The organism is Prosthecobacter sp. (assembly GCF_044227185.1).
GTDB lineage: Bacteria > Verrucomicrobiota > Verrucomicrobiia > Verrucomicrobiales > Verrucomicrobiaceae > Prosthecobacter.
Genome location: NZ_JBGAFO010000010.1, coordinates 93,849 through 106,115 on the forward strand (window position 1 = coordinate 93,849; position 12,267 = coordinate 106,115).

The 12,267-nt window shown below is 61.8% G+C and carries 6 protein-coding genes; 3 read left to right on the forward strand and 3 right to left on the reverse strand.

The features are described 5' to 3' along the window. The first annotated feature begins 11 nt into the window (after positions 1–11). Entirely contained in the window at positions 12–3,818 is a 3,807-nt protein-coding gene (locus tag ACILSQ_RS22115; RefSeq protein WP_395745842.1) for a translocation/assembly module TamB domain-containing protein, read from the forward strand. A 1-nt stretch (position 3,819) separates the two neighbouring features. Then, positions 3,820–5,889: an outer membrane protein assembly factor gene (locus ACILSQ_RS22120; RefSeq protein ID WP_395745843.1), complete on the forward strand. Its 2,070-nt coding sequence runs from the start codon at positions 3,820–3,822 to the stop codon at positions 5,887–5,889. 47 nt (positions 5,890–5,936) lie between these two features. Here the strand turns inward: ACILSQ_RS22120 and ACILSQ_RS22125 are convergent, their stop codons facing one another. From ACILSQ_RS22125 to ACILSQ_RS22135, 3 genes are all read right to left on the reverse strand, one after another. Next, positions 5,937–6,839 carry a DMT family transporter gene (locus tag ACILSQ_RS22125; RefSeq protein WP_395745844.1) on the reverse strand — a complete coding sequence of 301 codons (903 nt, stop codon included), beginning with the start codon at positions 6,837–6,839 and terminating at the stop codon, positions 5,937–5,939. A 329-nt stretch (positions 6,840–7,168) separates the two neighbouring features. Further along, the gene (locus ACILSQ_RS22130; RefSeq protein WP_395745845.1) at positions 7,169–9,451 is read right to left on the reverse strand and encodes a TonB-dependent hemoglobin/transferrin/lactoferrin family receptor; all 2,283 of its coding nucleotides are present in this window, start codon (positions 9,449–9,451) and stop codon (positions 7,169–7,171) included. Between the two features lie 360 nt (positions 9,452–9,811). Further along, on the reverse strand, positions 9,812–10,939 hold the full coding sequence (locus ACILSQ_RS22135; RefSeq protein WP_395745846.1) for a prenyltransferase/squalene oxidase repeat-containing protein: 1,128 nt from the start codon (positions 10,937–10,939) through the stop codon (positions 9,812–9,814). Between the two features lie 199 nt (positions 10,940–11,138). On the opposite strand from ACILSQ_RS22135, the gene ACILSQ_RS22140 reads away from it, so the two are divergent. After that, on the forward strand, positions 11,139–12,158 hold the full coding sequence (locus tag ACILSQ_RS22140; protein ID WP_395745847.1) for a Kelch repeat-containing protein: 1,020 nt from the start codon (positions 11,139–11,141) through the stop codon (positions 12,156–12,158). Positions 12,159–12,267 lie beyond the last annotated feature (109 nt).

Below are 12,267 nucleotides of genomic sequence, written 5' to 3' on the forward strand. Positions count from 1 at the left end.
TAAGGCATCGAATGAGCGTGCCTTCCTCCGACGTCCCCCAAAAGCCCCGCCGCTGGTGGAAATGGATCAAACGACTGCTGCTGGCAGGCCTTGTGCTGCTGGTGCTGGCGGTCGTCTTCCATGGGCCGTTGCTGCGCTGGGTGGTGGGCTATGGCGGCTATAAAGGGGCGGAGATGGCCGGCATCAAGCTGAAGTGGAAGGTTGAGGGCTCGGTGCTGCATGATCTGGAGCTCAGCCACATCGAGGCCAGCGGCTCGCTGGTGGAGCATGCGACGATTGGGCAGATCGCAGTGAACTACGATGTCTGGAAATACGTCAAAACCCGGAACATTGACGTGGTGAAGAGCGTGGCCTTGAAGGATGCAGACGTGGCGCTGGACCTGCGAAAGCTCCCAAAGGATGAGAAGGTGAAGGTGGAGGTGAAAAAGCCACCTTCCGGAAAACCGCCGTCGCTGGTGTGGCCTCAGACCATCGACATAGAGAATGTGAATGCGGTAGTGGTGCTGGCGGATGGAAGCAAGATCACCGTGAAAGGCCTGACTCTTCGGGTGGGAGAGGGCATGCCAGGGGTTTTTGAACTGGCGGAGTTCCAGATGGAACCCGGAGACCTGCGTGTGGCGAATGTGAAGGCGCAGGTGCAATGGGGGACGCGCACGCTGACGATCTCGGGGCTTGATTTGCCTTATGGTGCAAAATTGAACTCGCTGGCGGTTGATTTAAGCGAATGGGAGAAGGACGCGGCCAGCGTGAAACTGGATGCAGGCATGGGCAAGGCGGCGGTGATAGTGGAGGCGCTGGCACATGGCATCTTCGGCCGGCCGATGCAGGCGAAAGCAGATGTGAAAGTGAGAGACCTGGCATCCAGCGAACTGCAGGCGCTGAAACTGCCGGAGGGCATCGCCTTTGGACCGGTGACGATGGATCTGCATGCAGAAGGCGATCCCACCAAACCGATGACGCTGGCGGGGAACGGCAAGGTGAGCATTCCCGACGTGCGTGCCGCGGGAGCGATGGTGGATTCGATCACCACCACGTTGGAGGTGAAAGACGGCGTGGCGCGGGTGCCGGATTTGAAAGTGCTGCGAGGGGTGAACGAAGTCACTGCGGAATTAGAGGCAAAGCTGGCAGTAGATGTGATGAAATCACCCTGGACGGCCAAGGCGAAAGCGAAGATTGCCGATGTCACGCAACTGCTGGTGACACCGCCGCCAGCGCGCGGCATCGCGGAACTGACCGCTGATGCTGCGGGAGTGGGAACCACACCGACGAAGGTCACAGCCCGGCTGGATGGAACCGATCTGGGCTTTGAAACCTACAAACTGCCAAAGCTGGGAGCCAGCATCAGCCTGGATGGCAAGGCGGCGAAACTGACTGTGCCGGGCCTGATCCTGGGCGCTGGCAACCGTGTGGATTTGAACGCGACAATGATGATGGAGGACGCCATGCCGGTGGAGGCGGCGTGGCAGATTCAAATCGATGACCCGACGACGTTGATGCAGACCGTGGGTCTTCCGCCGTCAGAAAAGCCGGCGACCGGAAAAATCGCGACATCGGGCAAGGCGGCCTTCAAGGTGAACGACGTGATGAACATGGATGCGAGCCTGGACCTGAGCATGAAGGAAAGCCGCTTGGGTGATGCCCCGCTGCCGGACGTAAGCCTGAAGGTGGCGGTGGCAAAGGGAGAGGCTGCTTTGCAGTCCTGCAGGATCGTGGTGGATGAGCAAAACCACATTGAGATGAACGGAAAGGCGAGGCTGCAGGCGCCGTGGGATTTTGCGGTGAATGGGGATGTGTCGTTTCCCAGCCTCACGAGCCTGAATGCGGCGCGTGCCGCCTCCAACGTGCCTGTCATCGAATCGGGAAGCGTGATGATGAAGGTGAAGATCAGCGGTGAAGCCAGTCCGTGGCGTGCCGAGGGCCGTGCGGATCTCCAGGTGGTGAAGGCGAAGGTGGCAGGGATGCCGGAGGCGGTGGACGTGGACCTGAAGACAGCGTTTTCGGGAACAACGGCTCAGCTTGAAAACCTCCAGGCGGTGCTGGGACCCTGGAAACTGCAAGCCAGAGGCAAGGTTACGGACAAGGAGGCTGACCTGACCGAACTGAACTTCTGGCAGAAGGATAGGAAACTGATGAGCGGACATGCGCATGCACCGTTTGACGTGATGCAGACGGGGGTGGTTAACGGGCAGCCGGTGGATGTGGCGCTCAATGCACATGAACTGCCGATTCATGAAATCGCCGCGGCAGCGGGGGTGAAGAATGTGCCGCCGGGCATTCTGAATCTGGATGTGAAGATCGGCGGGCGGCTGGAGACGATGGACGCGGTGGTGAAGCTGAATGTGAAGGAGCTGAAAGCGCCGGGAGTGCCAAAGTCATTTCCGCCGGCGACAATCGATGTGATGAGCATGCTGAAAGCGAACCGTCTCACAGTCGATGCGAAGGTAGTGCAGGCGCCCCTGAATCCGCTGACGCTGAAGGCCGACGTGCCGGTGGAGGTGGTGAAGCTGACCAAGCAGCCCGCGACGGCGATGGACCTGCCGCTGAAGGCGACGCTGGACCTGCCGGAGACCGACCTGAGCTTTGCGCGGGAGTTTGCACCTCAACTGGTGAGGGCATCCCCGGCGAAGCTGAAGGTGCATGTGAACGTGGGCGGAACGGTGAAGGCGCCGCTGATTGACTCGGTGACCGACCTGAATGCACCCGAGATTGAGTTTGTGAGCGCGGACATGCCGAGCGTGCACAATCTGCGGGTGAAGGTGCATTCGCATGACCGGAAAGTCACGGTGGAGGACATCTCGGTGGTGCTGGCAGGGGGGCACGTGAGGCTGGGAGGCACGCTGGACGCGGCCAACCTGCAGAATCCGCAGTTTGAATTCAAAGCGGATGCGCGGGAGGCCCTGGTGATGCGGAATCCGACCTCCACGGTGCGGGCGAATGCGAACATCCGCTGCGCGGGCACTTTGAAAGCTGCCCGTGTGAGCGGGAATGTGGAGGTGGTGCGGGGACGAATTTTTCAGGAGGTGGACCTGCTGCCGAAGGTGACGGGGATGATCGAGCAGGGTGAAAAACTGCCGCCACCACCGCCGTCCACCACAAAGTCGGAGCAAAAGCTGGTGCTGCCGCCGATGCTGAAGGACTGGACGTTTGATGTGAAGGTGAAGACGCACGACCCGGTGGTGATTGCAGGGAATTTGATGAACGGCGCGATCTCCGCGGATGTAGCGCTGGGGGGGACTGGCGCGGTGCCGCGGGTGACGGGCTTTGCGAATGTGGACCGGATGGTGCTGCGGCTGCCGTTCAGCCTCCTGAAGATCACCAAAGGGGTGGTGATCATGGACCCGGACAATCCGTTCACGCCGAAGCTGGACGTGAGAGGGGAGTCGAACGTGGGGAGCACGGACATCACGCTGTATGTGTATGGAAACACGGCGAATCCGAAGACGCGGTTCACCAGCACGCCGCCGTTGTCGGAGGCGGACATTGTGACACTTCTGGGGACGGGAATGACGCTGGGAGGTGACAACGCGCAGATGGCGAGCGAGGCCATCACACGCGCCGCGTTTGTGGTCATCGCGGAGACATACCGGAAGATTTTCCACAAGAAAAAGACGGTGAGCGCGGATCCGCCCAAGCTGCACACGACCTTCAATCCCTCGGGGGCGGACCGGGCGAACGACAGCGTGCAGGCGATGTATGAGATCACGCCGAAGATCAGGTTTACGGGGCGCTTCACGCAGTCCGGGCGCATGAAGGCGCTGCTGGGCTATGTGCTGAGGTTTGGCAAGGCGGCGAGGGCCATGGACGACGACCCACAGTGAAATGACGAATGCCAAAGACAGAATGACGAATGCCAGCCGGGTGCGATGCAACCGGCTGCTTCTGCTGGTGCTGTTTTGTCTGCTGGGGACAACGCAGGGCTATGAAGTGCATTTTGGGCAGACGAAGGTGGAGGTGGACGGAGTGGAGGCGGCGCAGTGGGAGGAGCTGCGCAGCATGCTGATGGACCAGCTCACGCTGAACGGCAGCGAAGCTCCGGGCGAACCGCTGGCGGACGACCTGGCGTTTTTTGTGCGGCAGCACTACATCCGGGAAGGATGGCCTGACGCCGAGACTTTCTGGAAGATGAAGAACGGCTGGATTTACCTGACGGTGAAACCCGGAAAGGCTGTGCGCGTGGGGACCGTGACGCTGACAGGAGACCTGCCGCTGCCCGCGGAGGAGCTGAAGAAGTACTTTATGAAGCCCACGCTGGAGCGCGAGGACGTGGACAAGAAAGACCCGCAGTGGGTGACGGCGGACATGCAGCAGGGGGCAAGCATGGTGCAGCGCCGCCTGCGCGCCGAGGGCTACCTGAACGCAGAGGCCAAGATGCTGCCGGGGCCGCTCACGGCGGCCATGAGGCGTGATGTGACGGTGGAGGTGAAACCGGGGCCGAAATTCATCTTTGGCCAGGCCTGGATCACGGGCGCGCCGGAGATGCTGGAAAAACGGATGGATGCGGAGATGACCCAGGCTCGGGGCACGCCCTTCAACGAAGCGAAGGTACAGCAAATCCAGAAGCAACTGACCTCCATCTGCACGGCCCACGGCTGGCTGCACGCGACGACGGCGGCGGACTACACGCTGGGAAAGGCGGGAGGCACGGTGGATGTAGTGTTCCGAGTGGATGCGGGAGAGCGGGTGAGGATCACCCACATCACGCCGCATGAGGCCTTCAGCCGGGGGGCGAAACGAGTGCTGCTGGCGAAGTTCAAGCCGCTGACCGGCCACATTTACGAGGCGGAGGAGGCGGACTTTTTATTTAAGCGGGCGCTGGACACGGGAATGTTTGCGCTGCTGGACACCAAGGTCCTTCCGGATGGCGGCGACATGGCCGCGGGGAATCTGCGCATCACCGGGGAGGAGGCCAAACCGGTGACGCTGGGTTTTGAACCAGGCTTTGACACCTTCCTGGGGCCGCAGGCGGGTGTGACGTATAAAAACACGAACTGGCGCGACACGGGGAACACGCTGGCGGCGGAACTGAGCTACAGCATGGCGGGACCGACGGGCTTTGTGAGCCTGACGAACCCGGCGATTTTCAACACGCAGTATTCGGCGGCGACGCGGCTGGCGCTGGAGCAGTTCAACCGCTTTGAGTATGACCGGATCGGCACGACGCTGAGCCTGGACGTGGCGCGGCGGGTGAATCAGGCGCTGAGTTATTCGGTGTTCGTCAGCACGACGGCAAACACGGTGAGCTCCAAGGTGCTGACGCCCGCGCAATTGGGACCGTCCAACTACTCGCTGATGAATGTGGGGGGGAACGTGATGTATGACCGGCGGGACAGCCCGCTGCTGCCGCGGAAGGGCTGGTATGTGTCCGCCCGCGTGGAAAGCTCCACCGACACGCTGGGCTCTGGCGTGAGCTTCATACGCTCGGACTTGCAGAGCGCATGGTACATCCCGATCACGAAGAAGTTCCGCTACGCCATGGGCGCGCAACTGGCGACGATCCAGGGGGCGACGGCGGACAAGATCCCGATCGACAGCCGTGTGTTCAACGGCGGGCCCTTCAGCGTGCGCTCGTTTGGCATGCGCAAGCTGGGGCCGGTGACGCCGGGAGGAACGCCGCTGGGAGGGACGTCGTCGCTGTTTGCGAGCGCTGAGTTTTCCTATGAGGTGATGCCGAACCTGGAATTCGCGGTGTTTGGCGACATCGGCAGTCTGGGCCAGGGGAACAACTCTTCGCCGTTGTCCTACTCATCGGATTTCCGCGAGGCGATCGGGGCGGGGCTGCGCTACAAGCTGCCGTTCGGGCCGATCCGTGTGGATTATGGATACAACCCGAACCGGCGGACGGGGGAGCAGACGGGCTTTCTGCATGTGACAGTGGGGTTTGCGTTTTAGGGGGGGAATTCCGGACGGACTGCCGAAGCCGCGAAGCGAGCCTCGAACTAGGAGCGGGCCACCTTGCTGAATCCGCCTACCACGGTGTGGTAGCTGCCCCAGAGGACGAGGGCGCCGCCGATGGCCTGGGCGGGGGTGAAGGGCTCCGCGAAGAGGCCGATGCTGGAGAGGGTGATGACGACGGGGACCATCATCTGAAAGGCGCCGCCGGCGGCGACGGAGAGGAAGCGGAAGCCTTCCGTCATGGCAAGCTGGCCGACGCTGGCGCACACGGCGGCGGCGGTGAGGAGGATGACGTCCATGGCGTTCAGAGAAGCGAAATGGGACCAGGCGAGTGGGAGTGAAAGCAGCAGGGCGTAAACGCACTGGGACGAAAAGATGGTGGCGCTGGTCTCCGTGCGGGTGAGCTGACGAATGACCACGACGACGGCGGCGGCGAGAACCGCGCCGACGAGGGCGATCATTTCGTGGTAGCCAAACTGCGCGATGGTGCCCGGGGCCAGGCCGGTGAGGAGGCTGAGACCGCTGAGGGCGAGGACAATGCCGAAGAACTTCACCAGGCCGAGGCGCTCGTGCAGGACAAACGCGGCCATGATGGCGGCAAAGATGGCCCAGGTGTTCCCAATGAGCGTGGCCTTGCCAGCACCGAGGGGGCCGATGGTGGTATAGTAGGCGGCAGTGCCGAGAGCACCGAGGACTCCCCGGGAGGCGAGCAGCCAGCTCTGGAAGGAGCGGCGCAGCTTCAAGGAGCCGGCGGGCGCGAAGAGGACGATGGTGACGAAAAGACCCACGGCGGCGCGAAAGGTCATGGACATCCAGGGATCGACATTGCGATGGGAGGAGAGGTCCTTGAGCAGGAGGGCATTGCCGGAAAAGCAGGCGAGCGAAAGCAGCATGGCCCGGGTGCCGCGGCGGGGATCGAGAAGGAGCTGGGTATCAGGAGTGCTCATGGAGGCGCCGGTCTGAGGGCTACCTTCTGGCATCATATCTGATTGGTGTGTCTTGTGATGATGATCGCTTTATCGCGCAGGTTCCTCAAACCGTGGTGTTCAGGCGTGCCAAAGGGCGCGCACCGTTTTAAGTACGGCGCGAATCGCAATTCGGCTGGCGGGTTTGAGGTTCATCAGACGGAGGAGAGTGTGGCGGGATTTGGGAGGAGCGCAACTCGGTTCTCGGTTGGCAGGCCGAACCGCGGACTGTACAAAAAGGCGGACGCGGCGACACCACTCACCACGCCCGCCTGGATGACCCGACACCAACCGTGCCCGGGTCAAAACTGCTAGAAGATCACCGTCAATGCGATACGTCCGTTGATGCCCGGCTGCGTGTAGCGATCGAGGCCTGGATTGGAGACATCCACACCGCGCACGTTCTGATACAGCCAGTACTTCTGGTTGGTCAGGTTGTAGAGGCCGGCGGTGAGGGTGACGTTTTTGGTGAGCTGCCAGCGGGCCACGAGGTCGAGCGTCAGGGCGCTGGGTGTTTTGAACTGATTGATGCCACCTGGGGTGGAGAAGGCGGAGCCTTTGTGGGCGTAGTAAGTGGAGATGAGCTCCACCTGCCAGGTCTCACGGCGATATCGCAGACCGGTGACGAGTTTGAAGGGATCGACGCTGGCAAGAGTCTGCTTGTTCTGGTTGTCCCAGCCCTGGCTGTAAGCGGCATTGGTGAAGATGCCGAAGTTGTCCAGGGACTCATGAATGAAGCCGAACGTGGTGTCCCCTTTGAACTCGAGACCGTAAATCTCCGCCGAGGAGAGATTGGTGCTCTGATAGATGATGGGGTCACCAGGGGCGCCGGTGCCGCCGACCTGCATGAAGCTGTTGATGAAGTTCTCGTAGTGATTGTAGTAGGCGGCGAAATTCCATGAAGAGGACTTTCCTTTGCGGCGCAGACCGAGTTCGAAGCTGTTGCTGACCTCCTTCTTCAGGTTTGGATTTGGCACGGTCTGATAGCCAAACGCGGTGTTGGTGATGGTGGCGTTCAGCTCTTCGCCGCTCGGATTGCGGAAGCCGTTGGAATACTGGAAGTAAGCGCTGTGCTCCTCGTCGATCTTGAAGAGGTAGGCAAGCTTTGGCGCGATGGCGAACTGGTTGAAATTTTGCGCGGGCCTTCCGGCGCTGGCGTTCAGGTAGAGAGGGTCCGAATTCGTGTCCACGTTGTAGTATTCGGCACGCACGCCAGGTGTGAGGCGGTGGCGCAGATCCCTGCCCCAGGCGATTTCATCCTGAATGTAAACACCGACACGGGAGGTGCGGGTGTCCGGCATGTCCTTGAGCGGGTAGGTGTCCGGGGAGATGACGTTGGTCTGCGTGCCGGTGGTGAAGTTGTACTCCGTGGCGTCGCGCACACGGCGGGAAAAGGAGGTGACCATTTCGGAGCCGTAGGCCAGCGTGTGGTTCAGGGAGCCTGTCTTGAAGGCCTTGGTGAAGTTGAAGTTCGCGCCGATGTGGTCCTGGCGGTACATGTAGTCACGAATGCGCAGACGATCCTGGAAGGTGGGGGTGATGCGGTCGCGGTCCTCCACCTGGTGCTCGGGCGTCTCAGAGAACTGGTAGTAGGCATTCCAGGTGAGCTTGTCGAAGATGAGGCCGAGGCCGGTGGCGTCAAACTTGTGCTCCAGACTGAAGCGCATGCGGCGGAGGTCGTCGCTGAGCAGGAGGGAATTGACGTTGTAATTGACGCCGGGCGCGGCGACGACGACGCGGCGGGAGCTGAGGAGATCATTGTCGCTGGAGCGTTCGAGGTACTCACCGGTGAGTTCGAAACGATGACGGTCGGAAGGCCGCCAGACCATTTTGGCCAGCCAGTTGTTGACGTTGTAGCTGCTTTTGTCCGGGGTGATGGAGCCGCGGTTGTCGATCGCGCTGCCATCGCGGCGGGTGTAGTGGAGGAGGAACTCCACATTGCCAGCGCGCTGCGCGGTGCTGAGGGTGTGGCCCCAACTGTCGTCGGTGCTGTCGTAACGCGTGGTGACGCGAGCCACGCTGTTGCCGCCCGAGGGCGACTGGGCCAGGAGGTCTTCAGGGTCAATGGTGGTGAAGGAAACCACGCCGGCGAGGGCATCGCTGCCATAGAGGGAGGAGGCGGCGTTTTTGAGGACTTCGACCTGCTTGAGGGAGTCCACGTCCACGAAGTCACGGCCGACATTGTAGGCGCCGCCAAAGGTGAACTGGTCCGCCTGACGGATGCCGTCCACCGTCATGAGAACGCGGTTGCCATCCAGGCCGCGGATGTTGATGCTGGAGGTGCCGGCGCGGGAATTGGCGGCGGGGCCGGTGCCACCGACGCCGTAAGGAACGCTCACGCCGGGCTCATAGCGCGCGTAGTCGCGCATGCTGGTGGCGAGAGTGAAGACGTTGGCGTCTTTATCCAGCACGGTGACGGAAGCAGGGACGTCCGCGCCTGACTGCGCGCTGCGGGAGGCGACGATGACCACTTCCGGCAGCACGGCACCGCCGGCATTGGTGAGATGGGTCTCCTTTTTGGCGAGGTCTTTGATGTCTTCCTTTTTGGGGCGGGGCTGCTCCTGGGCGGCCAGGGGAAGGCCGCAGGCGAGCATGAGCAGCGAGAGTGTGTGTGATAACGATAACGCGGGATGTGCTTTCATGGCCCGCCGTTCTAGCCCGGCCGGGGCATGGCGTGCTTTCGCTGGAATGACCAAGAGTGGCGCTCCCTTGCACCGCGAGGTGCGGCCGGTCATTTCATCGCCACAGTGGCGCAAAGGAGCGCCAGCGGCGGCAGGCTCAAGCCGGGATTATGGTATGCAGGCGGCCGTATATTTGATCCGTGCGGACAGGGCGATTTTTTCGGCGTGGGTGCGGGCTTTGCGGCTGCGACGGCCGCACTCCATTCATGTGCCTCACAGGCGTCCTTTGGCCGGCCTGCGAAAAACTGCGCGCACAGAATGCGCCGCCTTCGCTCATTTCATGGCTCGAAAGACCTGCTCCAACGCGAGCACCGTGTAAGCGGTGACGAGCACGGGGTCGCTTTCCATCCAGCGGCCGGATTGGGTGTTGGCCCAGGAACCGTCGGAGTTTTGAAGGCTGATGAGCTTGGCAGAGAGATCGGCGGTCCAGTTTGCCGAGCCGGATTTGGTTTTGAGCTGCGTGATGCCGGCTGTGGCGAGAGCCTTGGCCATGGTGTGGTAGTAGTAGAACAGGCCCTCGGCGCCCATGCCGGGATTTTCATCGACGGTGTAGTTTTCGCCCAGCCACTGGAGCGCGGCCTTCATGCGCGGATCCTCCGGTGTGAGTCCGGCGTAGATGAAACTGAGCATGCCTGCGTAGCTGATGCTGCCGTAGTAGCGCATGGGAACCGGACCGCCGTCTTTTTTGCCGCCACGCGGAGCCTGCGGGACGGGAGTGTAGCCGAAGGCGCCGGTGTTTTCCTTGTCCACGCCGGCCCAGGGCTGGTCGTTGGTGGCTTTGAAATTCTGGCAGCGTGACACGAACTGAATGGCGGCGTCCCAGTTGAGGTCGTCCTTTTTGTCCAAGGGCTTGCCGGTGTCCTGGAAAAGCTTCTTGGAGTAGTACAGAGCCTCGAGTGCAAAGGAGGTGTTGGAAAGATCGGCATGAGCGCCGCCCTGCTGTCCGCCGCCGTAGCCGATGCCGCCGTCGAAGGGATTGTCGGTCTTGCCGGGGGTGTCGGCGTCATTCTGCTGATGGGCGACAAAGGCGCGAGCGCGGCGGATGATTTCTTCATCCTCAGGCCGGGCGCGCAGCACCAGGGCCATGAGGCAGATGGCGGTGTTGTAGTTTGAGCGGGCCTTGGTGTAGATGCCGCCGTCCGGCTTGACGTTTTTGAGCAGGAAGTCGTAGCCGCGCTTTAGAGAGTCCGAGGTATCGGTGCCGGCAGGATTTTGGATCAAGGCGGAGAGAACCAGGGCGCTGAGGGCAGGATCCTCGGTCATGACCCAGTGGCCGGTCTCCTTTTGCTGGGACTTGAGATAGTCGAGGCCGCGGGTGATGGCCTGCTGGACGTCCCGCCTGGTCTGGGCGGAGAGAACGCCGGCGAGCAGGAAAAAGAAGGCGAGTGAAATCGTTTTCATGGTGCGGTGCGATTGGCAACGAGTTTGGATCAACTCGTCTGCCGCGCACAAGACGGATGTGGAGAAAAAGAGGCGAAGGGACTGTTTTTGTCCATTCTTTGCCCCACATGTGTCGTTTAAGCTGCATGTCATTTCACCGCCAGTATTTCACAAACCAGCGCAAGCGTAGGTGCAGCGCCGATGTATCGGAGAAGTCCGCATGAAAGCTCTTCCCCTGATCTCCCTGTTTCTGCTGGCCTTCCCTTCCCTGCTGACGGCGGGCGATGCACCGCCGGAGATGCCGCTGGCTGTGGCGAGTTTTGGCGCAACGGGCATGCCGGACGGCACCTTGTACTTTTACGGTGGTCACAGCGGCAAACGTCACAAGTACAACCGCGACGAGGTGCATGGTGATCTTTTCCGTTGGAAGCAGGGGACGGAGCAGTGGGAGGCGCTGACGAAGGATGAACCGGCGCAGGGAGCCTCGCTGGTGACAGTGAAGGACGGGGTGATCCGCATCGGCGGGATGGCCGCGCGGAATGCCAAAGGGGAGAAGCAGGACCTGTGGTCGAGCGAGACAGCGGCGCGCTATGACATCGCCACCGGGAACTGGATCCCTTTGCCCAAAATGCCGCAGCGGCGGTCCAGCCACGACAGCATTGTGTGCGGAAGCACGCTGTACGTGGTGGGCGGCTGGCGGATGGAGGGAGATGCGGACTCCGTGTGGCATGACACATACCTCACGCTGGACCTGAGCAAGGCGGATGCGAAGTGGGAAAGCCACCCGCAGCCATTCAAACGCCGCGCGCTGGCTGTGCAGGCGCTGGGCACCCAGGTGTATGCCATCGGCGGCATGACGGATGAGGACAAGACGACGAGTGCTGTCTCGGTGCTGGACGCGACCACGGGGACATGGAGAGAGGGTCCGGAGCTGCCCGCGGAAAAGATCGGCGGTTTTGGCTTTGCCGCAGTGGCGCATGACGGGCGGCTGTTTGCCAGCGGTGTGAAGGGGACGCTGCTGGAGCTGCGCGGCGGCCAATGGGTGGCGGTGGCGAAGCTGGCGCATCCCCGGTATTTTCATCGATTGCTGATCGGCGGGACGGGAAAGATCATCGCCCTCGGGGGTGAAAGTGGTGAAGGCGCCAAAGCGCCGCCCGAAGTGATTGACCTGCCAGCGGCGAATTCGGCACCGCTGCCGGAGGCGCCTGCGGCTGCGAAGGCCGCGAGCAAGCGCTCCTGACCCCAAGGAGAAGCAGGAGCAGAAGCACAACGCAGACGAAATGAGCGGAACCAAACTGGCGAAGGTGAAATAGGATGCAAAATTGAGACTGAGTATCAATACCAACCGC

Bases quoted from the DNA above. Each gene is read 5' to 3' on its own strand.
- ACILSQ_RS22115 (WP_395745842.1), top strand. From the start codon at position 12: ATGAGCGTGCCTTCCTCCGACGTCCCCCAAAAGCCCCGCCGCTGGTGG.
- ACILSQ_RS22120 (WP_395745843.1), top strand. From the start codon at position 3,820: ATGACGAATGCCAAAGACAGAATGACGAATGCCAGCCGGGTGCGATGC.
- ACILSQ_RS22125 (WP_395745844.1), bottom strand. From the start codon at position 6,839: ATGAGCACTCCTGATACCCAGCTCCTTCTCGATCCCCGCCGCGGCACC.
- ACILSQ_RS22130 (WP_395745845.1), bottom strand. From the start codon at position 9,451: ATGCTCGCCTGCGGCCTTCCCCTGGCCGCCCAGGAGCAGCCCCGCCCC.
- ACILSQ_RS22140 (WP_395745847.1), top strand. From the start codon at position 11,139: ATGAAAGCTCTTCCCCTGATCTCCCTGTTTCTGCTGGCCTTCCCTTCC.
- ACILSQ_RS22135 (WP_395745846.1), bottom strand. From the start codon at position 10,939: ATGAAAACGATTTCACTCGCCTTCTTTTTCCTGCTCGCCGGCGTTCTC.